This window comes from Caballeronia sp. DA-9, from assembly GCF_051615025.1.
In the GTDB taxonomy this organism is placed as follows: Bacteria; Pseudomonadota; Gammaproteobacteria; order Burkholderiales; family Burkholderiaceae; genus Caballeronia; species Caballeronia sordidicola.
Map to the genome: position 1 here is coordinate 1,803,597 of NZ_CP195132.1, position 16,585 is coordinate 1,820,181.

Sequence of the window (16,585 nt, forward strand, 5' to 3'; positions counted from 1 at the left end):
GCCTCGGTGGTCAACTCGGTGATCAAGTCTCGCGGAAGTTCATGCTGCATTCTTCAGCATAGGCGTATGGAGCGTGAAAGGCAGCCCGGGATGCGCTGTGCATTGCGTATGAAGTTCGGCGAGCGCCGCGCCCACGATGGCGTCGGCGGTCTCGCCAAAACGGCCGCTATCGAGGCTGATTAACGGAGTACCACGTTCATGCGCAAGTTGAGCCACCGCAGAACCTTGCGCGCGTTCGCTCAAGACCAGACGCGCATTTCCAATCAACGCAGCCTGGGTATCGCGTGTCGTCGCGCCGGAGAGATAGAGCGCGCCGGACTGCATCGCGCCTAACACAGCGCCCGTGCGTTCGGATTCGGCAGGGTCCCCGATTATTCCAATTTGCCAGCCATCGGCGGCGAGGGTGTCGCTAATGTCGGCTAGCAACTGGCCGTTATCGGAGGCATGGGTATCCGAATGCGGATCGATCAGCACCAGACGATCCGGCTCGATACCGTGAAAAGCGAGCAGCGCTGCATAGTCGTCCTTGGGATGCACCACAGGTTCGAACGCGCATGTCCCCGACGCGGCGAGCTCGGCGCTCAAGGGTTCGTCTAAGGTAGCGAAGTCTGAAGCGGCAAGCATGGGTGGCTCCTGCTTATCTTGGAACGAACGGTTGAGATTGTGGGCGGCATGGGCATTGGCCGCGCCGGGAGCTTGCAGCACGCTTCATGCCTGTTTGAGCTTCTGCTCCAATTCAAGCCGCCATCTTCCGCAGCCGGATCGGGATGGCCTTGCCCGCCGGGACCTTGCTGCGCTTCGCATGGTGCGACACGGGAATCAGCCGGTTGCATTCGGGGTAATAGCCCATCACGCAACCCGCCGGGATGTCATAGGCATGGACTCGCAGGCCGCCGAGTTCGCGCGGCACATCGTCGTCGGTCACCGTCACGGCGGCCACGGCGTCGTCCTCGGCGAGCCCCAGTCGTGTCATGTCGGACTTGTTCATCAGCAGTACGTCGCGTGTTTTCATGACGCCGCGAAACCGGTCATCGAGCGTATAAACGGTTGTATTGAACTGGCTGTCGCCGCGCGTGGTCATCAGGCGCAACGTGCGTTCGCCGTCGAACTGCATGTCGGGGTCCTCGCCAAACCCTTCCGGCACAATAAAGTTTGCCTTCCCCGTCTTGGTCTTCCATTCGCGCCTGGCGGCGGGAAGCGGCCGATGAAACCCGCCTGGCTGCGTCATGCGCGCGTTGAACTCCTTGAACTGATCCGGATAGGTCCGCTCGATGGCACTGCGTACCAGCCCGTAGTCCGCCACCCAGGCGTCCCAGTCGATAGCCGGGTTCGGCGGCAGAATCGCCTTCGCAAGCGCGGCGACAATGGCAGGTTCGGAAAGCAGATGCTCGCTCGCGGGCTCGACCATTCCCTTCGATGCATGAATGCACGCCGTGCTGTCCTCCACCGTGACAGTTTGTTCACCGCTCGCCTGCCGGTCCACTTCAATGCGTCCGAGACACGGCAGCAGATACGCCGCGCGCCCATGCACGACATGACTGCGGTTCAGCTTGGTCGCGATCTGCACGGTCAGCGGCACCTTCTTCCAGGCCGGATCGAGCACGCCCTGATCCGGAACTGCACGCGCGAAGTTGCCGCCGAGCCCAATAAACGCATCGATACCGCCATCGCGCACGGCTTCGCATGTATCGACGGTCGTGAGGCCCGTTTCCTTCGGCGGCGCGAAGTTATACAACTCGGCGAGCTTGTCCATGGGCACGAGCGCGGGCTTTTCCGTGATGCCGACCGTGCGTTGTCCCTGCACGTTCGAGTGGCCGCGAATCGGGCAGATTCCCGCTCCCTTCTTGCCGATATTGCCGCCGAGCAAAAGCAGATTCGTGAGCATTTGCACGGCAAGCACGCCCTCGCGATGCTGCGTGATCCCCATGCCGTACAGGATCATCACGGCTTTGGCTCGCGCGTATTCGGTCGCGGCCGCTTCCAGTGCTGCGCGCGTCAACGCGGATTCCAGTTCGATGTCCTTCCAGTCGGCGGCGCGCATTGCGTTGGCGAAGGCTTCGAATCCATGCGTATGTTCAGCGATAAACCCCGCATCGAGCACACGCGGCGCGTTCGCGGCAACGGCTTTATCGTCGGCTTCGATCAGCGCCTTGCAGATACCCGTGACCGCCGCAATGTCGCCGCCGATCTTCACCTGGTGATACTGCGTGCTGATACAGATTTGTTCAGTGGAAAGCATTTCTTTCGGCGACTGCGGATTGGCGAAACTCACGAGACCCCGTTCCCGCAGCGGATTGAACGTGATGATCTGCGCGTTGCGTTTCCTCGCTTCCTGAAGCGGATGGAGCATGCGCGGCGCGTTCGTGCCGGTGTTGTGGCCAAAGAAAAACATGCAGTCGGTGTGCTCGAAGTCTTCGAGCGTAACCGTTCCGACCGGCACGCCGATGGTTTCCGGCAACGCCACCGACGTACTCTCGTGGCACATGTTGGAGCTGTCCGGCAGGTTGTTGCAGCCATAAAGCCGCGCCATCAGCGCATACATATAGGAGGTTTCCAGCGACGCGCGTCCCGACGCGTAGAACACCACGCGCTTCGGGTCATAGCCGCGCAGCTTTTCACCGATTTCATCGAAGGCTTGTTGCCATGAGATTGGCACATAGCGGTCCGACTCGGCGTCGTAGCGCATGGGGTGAGTGAGGCGTCCCTGCGATTCGAGCTCGAGATCGCTCCACGCTTCGAGCGCCGCCAGCGTGTGATGGGCGAAGAAGTCGGGTGTTGCGCGCTTGGTCGTAATTTCCCAGGCGGTCGCTTTTGCGCCGTTCTCGCAGAATTCGAAGAGGTGAGGGTCGGCCGGTTTGGCCCAGGAGCAACTCACGCAGGCGAAGCCATCCGGTTTGTTCTGCTTGAAGAGAACGCGCGTGCCGTTCGCGGCGACGTGCTCCTGAAGAAGTATCGATGAAACCGCTTTCACCGATCCCCAGCCGCCTGCCGGATGATCGTACTGCTTGATATTGGGTTGCTTGCTCATGGCTTCGACGCTCCGCGGATGGACAATAAGCGAACCGCTCGAATGCGTTCGCTGGCGGAGTTTCATTCAGCAAGAAACAGGCTCAGGCAGGCTCGACAAGCAATTGGGGGAAAATCGAAATGAAATCAGGAAAATGAAAGCCGCCGCCCCGTAGAGACGGGACGGCGGCTTTCGGATACTTCAATACGGGGGTTCGGCGGCCTGCGTCAGGCTTCTTCGGATTGCTGGCCTTCGGGCGCCGGTTTGAATTTATCGGCGCGACGGCGGATCTCTTCCACTTCGACCGTCACGAACGTGCGGTTTTCAGCGGCCAGCGCGCGTTGGTAAGACGCGCCTTCCGGCACGCGATGCAGCAGCGCGCGCATTTCACCTTGCGTTGTCTGCTCAACCGGTTCGAAGTTGTAGAGACGCAGCATCAACTCCGCGCGTTCGTGCAGCAGGAACAGGCAGGCCGCGAACACCGCTACCGCGACCACTTCCTGCGCGCCAAAGCTGAAGTCATCGGGAATTGGCGAGAACGGCATTGCCACGACCGCGATCAATCCGGCGAAAGCCAGCACGATTGTCGCGTACAGGAAAAATTTCGCACGGCCGACAATACGGTCGTGTTCCGCCTTGAGCTGACCGGCCGAACGCGGAATGAGGGCCGCATGGCCGTGGTGTTGCTCGTAATGCTGGTCGCGTTGTTGAGGTGCTGAAAGCGGAAGGGCGGCCATGGACTCGGTTGCCTCACAGATCGGTAAGTTCGTCGCCAGGAATTGGCGCTGTCACCGGGTTAACGCCAGGCTTTCAGGAAAGTTGACGCAGGTTACGTGTTGTTTCAGTCAGGTCTCAAAATGTTTCCGTGCCGGGCACATTGAAGTGCTGTGTATTTGTACAGCCTGGCGTGCTGCATGCCACACTCGCCTTGGGCGCAACACCCTGTTTTTTCACGTCTTTCGCCGTCCGATCTCCGTTGGGAATGCCCATTGCTTGGTGCATCCGGCAACTGTCCGGGCGTTCCGGGCGAGAAAAATACGAACGGAGAGAAGAACATGATCGGCATCATCATTCCCGCTCATAACGAAGCGGCGCAGATCGGGGCGTGTGTAACGGCAGCAAAACGCGCGGCAAGCCATCATCAACTGCTCGGCGAAGAGGTGCGCGTGATCGTGGTCGCCGACCATTGCAACGACGAGACCGCCGCCATTGCCGAAGCGCTCGGTGCGGAAGTGATCGCCGTGAATGCGCGCAACGTCGGCATTGCACGGGCGGATGGGGCCGCGCGCGCGTTGTCACTGGGTGCGAGATGGCTGGCTTTCACCGATGCCGATAGCGTCGTCGCCGATGACTGGCTCGTTCGCCAGCTCGACTTGTGCGCCGATGCGGTTTGCGGCGTTATCGCGATTCACGACTGGTCGCCGCATTTATCGGCAGTGCGCGAGCATTTCGCGCGCACATATACCGACGCGGACGATCATCGGCATATTCACGGCGCGAACATGGGGGTATCGGCGGCGGCTTATGTGCGGGTCGGCGGTTTTGCTCCGCTGGAACACAGCGAGGACGTGGCGCTGGTCGAGGCGCTGATCGCCGATGGCGCGTCGATTGCATGGAGCGCGGCGCCGCGCGTGGTGACGAGCGCGCGCACGGACTTCAGGGCGCGCAAGGGGTTCGGCGCGACTTTGGTCGATGTGAGCCGGCGATACTTTCTGGCGTCGACGGGCGAGGAAGGGGTGCTGGCCGCTTAGAACGATTCGTTTGCTTTGACGCCGGATTCAGTCTGCCTTCAAATCTTCCGGCACATCGACATCGCGAAGAATATTCGCATCGTCGACATTGATTTTTTCCACGTCCTCCGACATGAACAGCGCCCGCGCTCCAGCATCGCCGTCGAGTGCGCTTAGCGCGTCCAGGTGGATCGCGGCGAACCCCGCCGGATGTCCTCGCTGCCCGCGATAAAACGGCGCGACGATCGACGCCCCCGCATCCAGCGAGCGCGCGACCGCTTCCACCGTTGCGGGCTCGATCCACGGCATGTCGCCAAGCGTCACCAGCCACCCCTCGGCTTCCGGCGTTGCGCGGACCGCGGCGGCGAGCGTTGCGCCCATGCCGCGTTCGGCATCGATGGAAAACATCACGTTGCATCCCGCTTCGTTCAACACTTCGGCGAGCTTTTCCGATCCCGGCCGCACGACCGCCAGCACGCTCGATACCGCCGATAACAACCGCCGCGCCGACTGAAACACCACAGGTGTGCCATCGGGGAGCGTGGCGAGAAGCTTGTTGTGAAGGCCGCTTGGGTCGAAGCGGGAACCATAGCCGGCGGCAAGCAGGATGCCCGTCGCGCTCGATGCGTAGCTCATGCCGGCGTCCTGAAAAAAGGGGAGGAATTAAGAGCGTTGATTTTGACAAGCTGTATTGCTTGCTGCAAGCAGGAAAAAAACCGCGCGGCGTTTAACCGTCTCGTCAGCCACGTTTCAGTGATGTACAGGTCCATGATTGGCGCTGCCCCCTTTATTGAGACAGGCTGAGGGCGAAGTGGGTTAGCGTTACGGTCGTTAAAACACAAAGCAACTGAGATGACAACCGAACTCATGCGCTATGAGGGCCACCGCTTCTTGCTTTATAAAAAGTGGGACTACGCGCCGAATGGCAGGACCAAAGAACAGACAGAAGCACTCGAAGCCGGAAAAGCCTTGTTCAAAGCCGCGAATTTCGAGCATTGGGCAAGCCAGCCAGAGCTGGTCAAACGCATTCAAACATTCCTTGTAGATTCGTTTCCTTCCTACCGCTCAAACCCTTGCGGTGATCGCCCCGGCGATATTATCAAGACGTTTTGTTGGGAAGTGCGCAACGAGGCGGCGGTGATCGTGCGCGCCAAGCCAGAATACATCGTCCACAATGGCTTCGTCCCGAAACGCGAATTCGACTATGCCGCGTATAAACGTGATTTGGACGAACGTGGTCGCGCTTACATGGCACGTTCGAAAGCGTACTCCGATGATCTGAAGGCATATAACAAGTCAATCGATGACCGCATCAGGCGCGAAGCTAACGCGCTAAAACCGTACCGGCATATCGAAACGATGGCCGAAGCGCAAGCGCGTACCATCGCAGCGCGCGCTGCCCGTGACGACATAAGCGCGCTTGCGTCGTCGGTCGTATCGGCGCTGTCCGCTGTCGCGTCGTCCTTGCCGTCGATTGAAGTTGACACGTTTGACCTTGGCGGCGCCTCGAAAGCTGGCGCAAGCCCCACACCGTTGGCCGATGCCGTGCCGTTCGAGTTTGGTGAGATGCCGGCCTTTGGCGGTAGTTATGAAATCGCGAAAACGCCCAACTACGGGGAACCGGGCACGTGGTACACGAACCCCGGAAGCGGGCAAATGCGGTTGTATGGGGACACTGGCGCGCCCGTTGTGGACTTTGATTTCGATCATGACCACGGCCAGGGAATTCCGCATGCGCATAACTATGGCGCGGTTGGCGCGGATGGCGCATTCAGCCGGGAAGGCGGGCGAAGTTTTTCTATTCTTCCGCGGTAACACCGAAGTTTCTGGAGCTAAAAATGATTAGAAAAAAGAACTACCACGACGCCGAATTAGTTGGTTTGTATTACATGCGAGACAGGCATCATCTATTGCTGAATTTTCAACTCGTAGAAGGCGATCTAGCGATTGTCCGGTGCGAGGGCGTAACCCATTTCAGGCTTGGCGAAATGGGTTTGCAGAACGTCACATCGCGATTGTTAATTTCCTCCGAGTTTGATTTTCAGCCAGACGAAATCCGAAATTACATCAATTGGGCGTGCAGTCGAGACGGATATGAGCACGGAATGACTGACTCAAGAGCCGCATACTTTAGAAGTGGCATACGGCATCGACAATTGACACTTCTTGTTTTGGAACCATCGATTGGTGCGGAAGTGGCGGTGGTTTGCAAGTCTGTTATACACGTCGAGTAAGTTCAACGATATTTACAGGACAGCGAAAGTGCGTCGCTTCAAAAGCGGGCATCGAGGCTTCGGGATTCGAGCATGGCGACGAGAAGTTTTAAGTAGTTCCGATGCAGGAAAAAACCGCGCGGCGTTAAGCGGTCGCGCGGTTTCATGACATCGACACCACTACATCCACTACGCCATCGTTTTCGGCATCACCTTGTCGAGCGTGATCGGCAAATCCCGCACACGCACACCGGTCGCGTGATACACCGCGTTCGCAATTGCGCCCGCCACGCCCGTAATGCCAATCTCCCCGATTCCCCGCACACCGAGCGAATTGATATGCGGATCGGTCTGCCCAAGCACCGTAATATCGATTGCGTTGATATCGGCGTTCACCGGCACGTGATATTCGGCGAGATTGGCGTTCGTGTAGCGGCCAAAACGCGGATCGAGTTCGCTTTTTTCAGTGAGCGCCGAGCCGATGCCCCACACCACGCCGCCCATCAACTGGCTATGCGCGGTTTTTTCGTTGAGCAGGCTGCCCACGTCGTACACGCTCACCACGCGCGCGACGCGGATCGTGCCAAGGTCGGCATCGACGTGAACCTCCGCGAACACCGCGCCGAACGAGTGGAACGCGTACTCCTTTTTCTCGTCGCCGGGCTTCGCTGTGGCCGTGGCTTCTATCGGCTTGCCGCCGTTACGCGCAATCACCGCCGCCGCCGGATCGCGCTTCGACGGGTCCGCGCGGCTGATCACCCAGCCGTTGTTGACCGTCACGTCGTCGGGCGATGCACCGGCGAGCGGCGAACCCGAATCGGCGATGGCCATTGCGATCAACTTGCCGCGAGCCTGCGACGCCGCGTCGCGCACCGCTGGCGACACGCTCGCCGCAGATTGCGATCCGCCCGACACCGGCGCTTTCGGCAACGATGAATCCCCGAGCGCGAACGTCACCATTTCCATGGGAAAGCCGAGTGCATCGGCGGCGACCTGGGTCATCACGGTGAAGGTGCCGGTGCCGAGATCCTGCGTGCCGGACGCCACCATCGCCGTGCCGTCCGGCAAGATGCGCGCGATCGCCGATGCCTCGCTGCGATTCGCCGGATACGTCGCGGTCGCCATGCCATAGCCGATCAGCGTGTTGCCTTCGCGCATGGAACGCGGTTTAGGATCGCGCCGCGACCAGCCGAATTTTTCCGCGCCGACCCGGTAACACTCACGCAATGACTTCTCCGACCAGGGTTTTTTCTCCTGCGGCTCCATGTCGGCGTGGTTTTTCAGACGGAAGGCGAGCGGGTCCATGTTCAACTGATATGCCATTTCGTCCATCGCGGATTCGAGCGCGAACGAGCCGCTCGTTTCACCCGGCGCACGCATGAAGGTCGGCGTGCCGACATCGAGTTTCACCAGCTTGTGCGTGGTCGCCTGATTCGGCACGGCGTACAGCATGCGCGTGAGAATGGCCGAGCTTTCGTTCCAGTCCTCGAACGTGGATGTAGTCGATATCACGTCATGACGCATGCCCGTGAGCGTGCCGTCGTCGCGTGCGGCGACCTGGAAATGCTGCTCGGTGAAAGGACGGTTTCCCACCATGCCGAACATCTGCGGGCGTTCCAGCACGAGCCGCACAGGCCGTCCGGTCTGCTTCGCGGCCATCGCGGCGAGTACGACATGCGACCAGACCGAGCCTTTGCAGCCGAACCCGCCGCCAACGAACGGGCAGATCACGCGCACATTATCCTCGCCGATACCCAGCGTTTTCGCCACCGCGCTGCGTGCGCCGGAGACGCCCTGGGTTGCATCGTAGAGCGTGAGATTGGGGCCGTCCCAGCGCGCCAGCGTCGCGTGCGGCTCCATTGGATTGTGGTGCTCGTTCGGCGTGGTGTAGACCACGTCGAGTCGTGTTGGACCTTGCCGGAGGCCTGCGGCAACGTCGCCACGCTGCGTGTCTATAGGCCGTCCCATCATCTTTTCCGGCCGGTACGCGCTGCCTTTGGCACGTTCGTAGTCCGCGTTGGGTGAGGCCGCCTCATAACGGATCGATGCCTGCAACTTGCGCGCGCCATCGGTTGCGCGTTCCAGCGTGTCGGCCACGACCACCGCGACCGGCTCGTTGCTGTAGCGCACTTCATCGGTTTGCAGCAGCGACAGCCGGCGCACGGCAGGCGGCGACGCATCCGGCTTGCCGCCATTGGGCAAACGCATTGCGGTTTCGTGCGTCATCACGAGCAGCACGCCGGGCATGGACTGCACGCGCGCGGTGTCCATCGACGCCACGCGGCCGTGCGCAATCGTGCTTGTCACGAGCACCGCATGCGCGAGCTTGGCTTCGGGGTTATCGGCGGAATAGCGGGCCTGGCCCGTGACTTTCAAAAGTCCGTCAGTGCGATCGAGCGGTTGTCCGAGAACACTCATGCCACACCTCCAGCGGTTGAAACGGCGCGGACGATCGCGCGCTGAGCCAATTCGATCTTGAAGCGGTTCTCGCGATAACCCTTCGCATCGCGCACGGCGAGCGCGGCGGCGCGTTGCAACGTATCGTGCGAAAGAGGGCTGCCGACGAGCATCTGCTCAGTTGCCGTCGCGCGCCATGGTTTGTGCGCGACCCCGCCCAGCGCGACGCGCGCCGTCTTCACGGTGTCGCCGTCCATCTGCAATGCCGCCGCGACCGAGACGAGCGCGAACGCGTAGCTCGCGCGATCGCGCACCTTCAGGTAATGCGAGTGATCGGCGAACAAGGGCGGCGGCAGATCCACCGACGTAATCAGTTCGCCACTCTTGAGCGTGGTATCGATTTCGGGATGATCTCCCGGCAGCCGATGAAACTCCGCAAACGGAATCGCGCGCTCGCCTTGCGGACCGTTCACGCGCACGACGGCATCGAGCGCGGCGAGGGCCACGCTCATGTCGGAGGGATTCGTCGCGATGCATTGTTCGCTCGCACCGAGGATCGCGTGGATGCGGTTGTTGCCTTCCAGCGCCGCGCAGCCGCTGCCTGGCGCGCGCTTGTTGCACTGGCTGAAGCCCGTGTCATAGAAGTAATAGCAGCGCGTGCGTTGCATCAGGTTGCCGCCGACCGTCGCCATATTGCGCAATTGCGCCGATGCACCCGCGAGAAACGCCTGCGATAAAAGCGGATATCGCCCGCGAATCCATGCGTGGTTCGCGGCGTCGCTGTTGCGAACGAGCGCGCCGATTCGCAGCCCGCCATCGGGTAATGGCGTCACGCTGCCGAGGCTGTTGATATGCGTGATATCGACGAGTTTCAGCGGCCTTGCAACGCCGCCTTTCATGAGGTCCAGCAGGTTCGTCCCACCGCCGATAAAAGCCGCGCCGGGTTGTTGTGCAGCCTTGATTGCCGCGCTGACATCGGTTGCGCGTTCGTAGGAAATGGCATCCATGTCGCGCTCCTAGGCCTTGGTGATCGAGATGGCTTTCACCGCCGACACAATGTTCGGATACGCGCCACATCGACAGATGTTGCCGCTCATGCGTTCGCGGATTTCGTCGTCGGAGAGTTGTGGCGGACGGAAGCGGACATCGGCGGTGACGGCGCTGGCGTCGCCGGCACGGAATTCATCGAGCAGGGCCGTGGCCGAACACAGTTGGCCCGGCGTACAGAAGCCGCACTGAAACGCATCGTGCTCGATGAAAGCGGCCTGTATGGGGCTTAGCTTTTGCGCGGCGGCGAGCCCTTCAACGGTCGTGATCGACTCGCCTTCATGCATGACGGCGAGCGTCAGGCATGAATTGATGCGGCGGCCGTTCGCGATCACCGTGCAGGCGCCGCATTGTCCGCGGTCGCAACCTTTCTTGGTTCCGGTGAGGCTTGCATATTCGCGCAAGGCGTCGAGCAAGGTGGTGCGCGCTTCGAGTTGCATTTCGTAAGGATGACCGTTGATGGTCAGCTTCACGGGCATGAGCGACGCGGCAGTGCCGGTATTGGTCGATACCGTGGATGCGTCGGCCATGGCCGGCTGTTGCTGTGCATGAGCCAAAGGCGCTGCCGATACCGCGGCGGCTGCGGCGGCGGATTGCAGGAAGCGGCGTCGGGAGGGTTTGACTATGTCGTGAGAGGCGGTGGTGCTGTCGGTCGTGTGGGGCATGGCGATGTGAAAGCTCCTCGCTGAGTCGGTCGGCGTTGGCTCGACGCACTCAATGTCGCTATGCGTCTGGCTAACAGCGGTGCTGTTCATTCGCTTGGTCGTGCTGCGAGCGCAGTGGCGAACCAAAAGGCGAATGGAACAACGGCAGTGAGCAAATCCAGTGCCATACATGCATGCCGCGTTTTGACGTGCCGCGGCCGAACGATTCCAGGTAAGGGCTACATTCAGCGGTAAAACGCGCAGAGGTAAACGCAAACCGCCGCCCAAAGGCGGCAGTGCATCAATCATCAATCGAACTGAGGATCAAAAAACCGGAAGCCAGCTTACAGATCGCCGGGGTACGGTGCCTTCAGCCACTTTGTCGAAAGCTTGTTCAGCGTGCCATCGTTTTTCGCCTTCAACACTGCCGCGTCGACTTCCTTGAGCAAGCGTGTCTCGCCCTTGTTGACCGCGACATGATCGGGTGAACTGAAAAGCTGGAACTTCTGTTCGGGCGCAATCGGCGGATTCCGCGCGATGATCGTCGCGCCTACGTCGTTTCCCACCACCATCAGTTGAACCTGCCCCGACAGAAACGCCGAGATCGCGCCGTTGGGGTCATCGAAACGCTTGATGGTCGCATCCGGCGGCGCGACCTTCGTCACGCTCAAATCTTCCAGCGTGCCGCGCGCCACGGAAATCGTCTTGCCGGCCAGGTCCTTCTCGTTTTTCACGGCGAGCGTCTTCGGCCCGAATACAGCCAGATAATACGGCGCATACGGCCGGGAAAAATCGAGCACCTTGTCGCGCTCGGGCGTCTGGCCCACGCTCAGCAATACATCGGCTTTACCCGTGGCGAGGTACGCCATCCGGTTTTCGCCCGTGATCGGAACCAGCTCGACCTTGACTTTCATTGCCTTCGCCAGGTAATCGGCCATTTCGATGTCATACCCCTGCGGCTTCATATCCGGACCGATAGAACCAAACGGCGGGTAATCCATGAACACGCCGACCCGGACGACGCCGTTTTTCTGCACGGTATCGAGCGCATCCGCGTGGGCGAGCGACGCCGCGCCCGCAAGCGGCACAGCGAAAGCCGCGGCCACAAAAATGCGCCGGGCAAGGCGTGGGAGGCAAAGGGTCATGGTGGTGGCCTTGAGCAATGTCGAAAGTCGGAGAGATTGCGGCTTGAACGACCGCGTGTGAATGGACTGTAGGGAGGCCAAAATCCCGTAACAATCGAAATCTGCTCATGCCAGCCATGACGGCTAGACATGGCTCGCGCGCTATTTGCTCTATTTGATGAGCGCGAGCACTTCCTTGAACCGCGCGTTCTCGCAACTTTCCACCCAGCCGAAAATCGCCGTTTCGGTTGTGGTGGGAAGCGCGCCGTCGCGCTGCGCGCGTGCCAGCGCGATTGCCTTATCCTCCGGCACGCGTGAACCGGTGGCATCGGCGATGAGTTCCACGGCGTAACCCAGCCTGAGCAAACCGCGTACGGTCAGCAGAACGCAGACATGCGTCTCGCAACCCGCCACGAACAGCACCGTGTTCTTCGGCGGCAGCGCTGCAATGAAGTCCGGGCAGAGCGTGGCGTCGAATGTGTGCTTCTCAATGACGCGATAATGCTCGCGAATCGAACCATGGGGCAAACCGCGGGTCAGCCCATCCACGCTCGCGCCAAGTCTTTTCGCACTTTGCTCCGTGACGAGCACAGGGATGCCGAGCAGATCCGCCGCCGAGATCAGCGCGGCGCACCGTTTGAGCACGCGCCCGGCGTTGTCGATATGCGGCATCAGCTTCGCCTGCATATCGACCACGATCAACATCCGGTCAGGCTTCACTTTCCATGATCCGGTCGATCAGCCGCGCGTTTTCTCCCGCCGATCCAATTCCGGCATGCTTTGCCATCGGAATGAAGAAATGCGTCTTCACATTCGGCAGGCTGGCGCGTTCGAGCCACTCCGACAGATGTTGCGTGAGACGTTGCGCGGGGACATCGAGTTCGCGGCGCAGCGCGGGCGGCAACTGCTCCAAGTATCGCGCTTCCGTCTGATACGGCTCGGGCGCGACGCACAACGCATCGGGGCGGCCGTCCGGGTCCGCGGGCAGGCGCTCGAGCGCCTCGCGCAGGAGCGCAACGCCCAGACCTTCGCCGCGCCAGGGTTTGCGTACTTCCCACGTGCTGATAAACACCACCCGGTGCGTGTTGAACACCGAACACAGGCGTTCCGGCCCGAGCGCCTCGGTCGCGGCGAGCGCCAGCGACAGCATTTCGCCGGAATAAGTGTCCAGCACATAAACCAGGTCGGCGCTACTCTGGATGGGCGGCACTTTTACGAGTTTCAACTCGACGGCGGCCGCGACAATATCTGTCCCGGCTTCATGAAAGACGGCGAATGCGGTGCCGAGGCGTTCGTCGTCCACTTGCGGGTATTCATGGCGGTACGTCATGGTCAGCAGGAACGGGCCGATCTGTTCGCGGTAGGCGAGCGGCTTGTCGACGTCGTAGTCGCTTGTGCCTTCCAGCCCGTACGGGTCGTAATCCCTCGGCGTCACTTCTCCCGGTGAATGCCGCACAGCGGCCACGGCAGCGGCCGGGCGGCGCGATTTCGGCACGAGATCTTCCGGCAAGCCTTCCCAGCTAAGCCGGAGAAATTCACGCCCGCCGCGATAATGCGTTTCAAACAGCGACGCTACCGGCGCGGCGGAAAAAGGCGCAAGGATACGTTCGGCGGATTCCATCGCGCGATCCATGAGCTGATCGGCTTCGGCGGGATCGGGCACGTGGCGGGTGGTGTCATCGGCCGTTCCGCCTTCTGCAACGTGTTGAGCGCGCGCAAGTTCGAGCCATTCGTCGGCGGCGCGTTCGGCGAGAAAACCCGCGGCGATCTGAGCGCCGGACAGTATGATCGACTTGCCTGTTTCTCCCAGCGGGAACACGTACTCGTCGGACATCACATCCTCGACGCTCACGCTTTTGTAATCCGTACGAGGCGATGGCGCGTTCGCGGCGGCGTCGTACCGTTCATGCGAGAGCACGTGGGCGGCGAGATCCGCCGCGCCTGGTGTTGCGTTCGGACCAGTCGCCGTTGCGAATGCCGAGGCGCCGGTGGGGAGCAGAGCCAGCAGGGATACGTGCTTCATGAACGCCATCTCCGTCTCTTTGGGGGTGTCATCGTAGCAAACCCGCGGCTTTTTGCAGCGCCCGCGTGCGCTTCGGCGCAAGAGTTGCTACCAGTCGCATATTGGTACTACCGTTGCCGTTGCCTGGATCATGTACCGATACCAGTTTACAGGGAGCCGCGATGAACCATTCCACAAGTCACTCCAGTCACGCTAATCACTCTAGTCAGGAACCGGTCGACGGGGAAGCCGGATCGGACGAACACCGCGAATATCGCGAGACCATGCACGAAGGAGGTTGCGCATGCGGCGCCTGGCGGTTCGTGGTGTCGTCCGATCCGGATCGCGTCGGACTGTGCCACTGCATGACTTGCCGCAAGGTGCATGGCTCGGCGTTCGGCGCGTATGCCGTGTATCTTGCCGAACAGGTCACCATGTCGGGCGCCACCAAAGCCTGGCAAAGTTCCGCCGATGCGCGCCGGCATTTCTGCGCGGTGTGCGGGTCGGTGGCGTACATGGCGTATGTGAACACTGACGAAATCGACCTTCCAATTGGCGCGTTCGATGAAACTGGCTTTCTCGAACCGACTTACGAGTTGTGGTGTATCCGCCGTGAACCGTGGTTGTCCGCCGGCGGCCGCCGGGAATATCCTGAAGACCGGCCCTGAATCCGCTTTTTGCGTCCGGTTTTGCTTTCGTTGGCAATCGTTTGCCGGTTCCGGAACTGCGTTCATTGCGGTATGTCGGAAGAACGTTGTCCGACGGAAAGCCCTGTCGGTCATCTCGAACGCCCAATCCACGCGACACGAATTTCGTACCAGCAAGGAGTCCGAGCACCATGACCGTTACAAAACACCCGATCCCAGGCAGCGACAAATCGCAACCCGAAGGCGCGCGTTGCGTCGGCGCGTGCAATCCGGATGAAAAAATCGAAGTGGTGGTGATGCTTCGCCGGCAAAACGAAGGCGAATTCAAGCAGCTGATGCAAAAGATCAACGAAGGCGCCGCCGACGTAACGCCGGTTTCCCGCGATGAATTCGGCAAGCGCTTTGGCGCATCGCAAGCGGATGTGGCCAAGATAGAAGCGTTTGCAAAGGCGCAGGGACTGGATGTGGTCCGTGCGGATGCTGGCTCGCGCAGCGTGGTGCTGTCCGGCACGATCGCACAATTCAGCGCCGCGTTCGACGTCAAGCTCGAACGTTTCGAACACCACGCAATTGGTGAATATCGCGGGCGTTCGGGACCGGTGAACGTGCCATCGGACATGAAGGACGCCGTAACCGCCGTGCTCGGTCTGGACAGCCGGCCGCAAGCGCGTCCGCATTTTCGTTTCCGGCCGCCATTCCAGCCTGCGCGCGGTCAGGCGAGCACTTCGTACACCCCGCTCGATCTCGCGCGCCTCTACAATTTTCCCGATGGCGACGGCAGTGGGCAATGCGTTGGCATCATCGAATTGGGCGGCGGGTATAAGCAAAGCGATCTCAGCGCGTATTTCTCGAAGCTCGGCGTGGGCAAGCCGGATGTGATATCCGTTGGTGTCGATCAGGCCAACAATGCGCCCACGGGAAATCCGAACGGGCCGGACGGCGAAGTAACGCTGGATATCGAAATTGTCGGCGCCATCGTGCCGGGCGCGCGCATCGCGGTGTATTTCACGACCAATAGCGACGCGGGTTTTGTCGATGCCGTGAACCGCGCGATCCACGACGACGCCAACAAGCCCTCCGTCATCTCCATTAGTTGGGGCGGCCCGGAATCGAACTGGACGGCGCAGTCGCAAAATGCGTTCAACGACGTGCTGCAATCCGCTGCGGCCATGGGTGTGACGATTTGCGTGGCGTCCGGCGACAGTGGTTCCAGCGACGGCGTGGGCGACGGCCACGATCACGTCGATTTCCCGGCATCGAGCCCGTACGTGCTTGCTTGCGGCGGGACGAACCTGAGCGCATCGGCGAAAGGCATTACGAGCGAAGTGGTATGGAACGACGGCGATCAGGGCGGCGCGGGCGGTGGCGGCGTCAGCGCGGTTTTCGCGTTGCCTGTCTGGCAGAACGGCCTGAACACGACGCGCGCCGAAGGTGCGAAGGCAGCGCTCAAAAAACGCGGCGTGCCGGATGTGGCCGGGGACGCGTCGCCGCTAAGCGGCTACGACGTGCTGATCGGCGGCACGGAGACGGTCGTGGGCGGCACGAGCGCGGTCGCGCCGCTATGGGCGGCGCTGATTGCGCGGATCAATGCAACGGCGGGCAAGGCCGCTGGATTCATCAATCCGAAGCTGTATCGCGCGAAAACGGCGGGGCACGATATTACCCAGGGCAACAACGGCAGTTTCGAGGCATCGGCGGGATGGGACGCGTGCACGGGTCTCGGCAGTCCCGATGGCGCAAAAGTCGCGGCGGCGCTTAAATAAGCGCTGCGCCG

At 61.1% G+C, this 16,585-nt stretch carries 14 protein-coding genes; 4 read left to right on the forward strand and 10 right to left on the reverse strand.

Annotation, left to right across the window (positions count from 1 at the left end; translation table 11 throughout):
- Positions 1 to 39 precede the first annotated feature (39 nt).
- From ACRWA7_RS14520 to ACRWA7_RS14530, 3 genes are all read right to left on the reverse strand, one after another.
- Complete coding sequence (locus tag ACRWA7_RS14520; protein WP_438391588.1) at positions 40 to 624, reverse strand: glycosyltransferase family 9 protein; 585 nt, start codon at positions 622 to 624, stop codon at positions 40 to 42.
- A gap of 112 nt (positions 625 to 736) precedes the next feature.
- Positions 737 to 3,028 (reverse strand): FdhF/YdeP family oxidoreductase, encoded by a 2,292-nt coding sequence (locus ACRWA7_RS14525; RefSeq protein WP_438391589.1) that lies wholly within the window; start codon positions 3,026 to 3,028, stop codon positions 737 to 739.
- 206 nt (positions 3,029 to 3,234) lie between these two features.
- Positions 3,235 to 3,744, reverse strand: a complete 510-nt coding sequence (locus ACRWA7_RS14530; protein ID WP_060818141.1) for a hypothetical protein — start codon at positions 3,742 to 3,744, stop codon at positions 3,235 to 3,237.
- A gap of 318 nt (positions 3,745 to 4,062) precedes the next feature.
- Here ACRWA7_RS14530 and ACRWA7_RS14535 point away from each other — a divergent pair, with 318 nt between their 5' ends.
- The gene (locus ACRWA7_RS14535) at positions 4,063 to 4,758 is read left to right on the forward strand and encodes a glycosyltransferase (protein WP_438391590.1); all 696 of its coding nucleotides are present in this window, start codon (positions 4,063 to 4,065) and stop codon (positions 4,756 to 4,758) included.
- A 27-nt stretch (positions 4,759 to 4,785) separates the two neighbouring features.
- Here ACRWA7_RS14535 and ACRWA7_RS14540 read toward each other — a convergent pair whose 3' ends face one another.
- Positions 4,786 to 5,373, reverse strand: a complete 588-nt coding sequence (locus ACRWA7_RS14540) for a nucleotidyltransferase family protein (RefSeq protein ID WP_438391591.1) — start codon at positions 5,371 to 5,373, stop codon at positions 4,786 to 4,788.
- A gap of 216 nt (positions 5,374 to 5,589) precedes the next feature.
- On the opposite strand from ACRWA7_RS14540, the gene ACRWA7_RS14545 reads away from it, so the two are divergent.
- The gene (locus tag ACRWA7_RS14545; protein WP_438391592.1) at positions 5,590 to 6,552 is read left to right on the forward strand and encodes a hypothetical protein; all 963 of its coding nucleotides are present in this window, start codon (positions 5,590 to 5,592) and stop codon (positions 6,550 to 6,552) included.
- A 587-nt stretch (positions 6,553 to 7,139) separates the two neighbouring features.
- On the opposite strand, the gene ACRWA7_RS14550 is transcribed toward ACRWA7_RS14545, so the two are convergent.
- From ACRWA7_RS14550 to ACRWA7_RS14575, 6 genes are all read right to left on the reverse strand, one after another.
- A complete protein-coding gene (locus tag ACRWA7_RS14550) occupies positions 7,140 to 9,368 on the reverse strand; it encodes a xanthine dehydrogenase family protein molybdopterin-binding subunit (RefSeq protein WP_438391593.1) in 2,229 nt (742 codons plus the stop codon).
- Positions 9,365 to 10,354, reverse strand: a complete 990-nt coding sequence (locus tag ACRWA7_RS14555; RefSeq protein WP_438391594.1) for an FAD binding domain-containing protein — start codon at positions 10,352 to 10,354, stop codon at positions 9,365 to 9,367. Before ACRWA7_RS14555 ends, ACRWA7_RS14550 begins: the two co-directional genes overlap by 4 nt.
- A 9-nt stretch (positions 10,355 to 10,363) precedes the next feature.
- Positions 10,364 to 11,059: a 2Fe-2S iron-sulfur cluster-binding protein gene (locus ACRWA7_RS14560; protein WP_060818148.1), complete on the reverse strand. Its 696-nt coding sequence runs from the start codon at positions 11,057 to 11,059 to the stop codon at positions 10,364 to 10,366.
- Between the two features lie 323 nt (positions 11,060 to 11,382).
- Positions 11,383 to 12,183: a transporter substrate-binding domain-containing protein gene (locus tag ACRWA7_RS14565; protein WP_438391595.1), complete on the reverse strand. Its 801-nt coding sequence runs from the start codon at positions 12,181 to 12,183 to the stop codon at positions 11,383 to 11,385.
- A gap of 150 nt (positions 12,184 to 12,333) precedes the next feature.
- Positions 12,334 to 12,882: an isochorismatase family protein gene (locus ACRWA7_RS14570; protein WP_438391596.1), complete on the reverse strand. Its 549-nt coding sequence runs from the start codon at positions 12,880 to 12,882 to the stop codon at positions 12,334 to 12,336.
- The gene (locus ACRWA7_RS14575) at positions 12,872 to 14,185 is read right to left on the reverse strand and encodes an inositol monophosphatase (RefSeq protein ID WP_438391597.1); all 1,314 of its coding nucleotides are present in this window, start codon (positions 14,183 to 14,185) and stop codon (positions 12,872 to 12,874) included. Before ACRWA7_RS14575 ends, ACRWA7_RS14570 begins: the two co-directional genes overlap by 11 nt.
- A 263-nt stretch (positions 14,186 to 14,448) precedes the next feature.
- On the opposite strand from ACRWA7_RS14575, the gene ACRWA7_RS14580 reads away from it, so the two are divergent.
- Both ACRWA7_RS14580 and ACRWA7_RS14585 read left to right on the forward strand, forming a co-directional pair.
- The gene (locus tag ACRWA7_RS14580) at positions 14,449 to 14,832 is read left to right on the forward strand and encodes a GFA family protein (RefSeq protein ID WP_438392804.1); all 384 of its coding nucleotides are present in this window, start codon (positions 14,449 to 14,451) and stop codon (positions 14,830 to 14,832) included.
- Positions 14,833 to 15,002: 170 nt separating this feature from the next.
- Positions 15,003 to 16,574, forward strand: coding sequence for a S53 family peptidase (locus tag ACRWA7_RS14585; protein ID WP_060818151.1), 1,572 nt, complete (start codon positions 15,003 to 15,005; stop codon positions 16,572 to 16,574).
- The last annotated feature ends 11 nt before the right edge of the window (positions 16,575 to 16,585 follow it).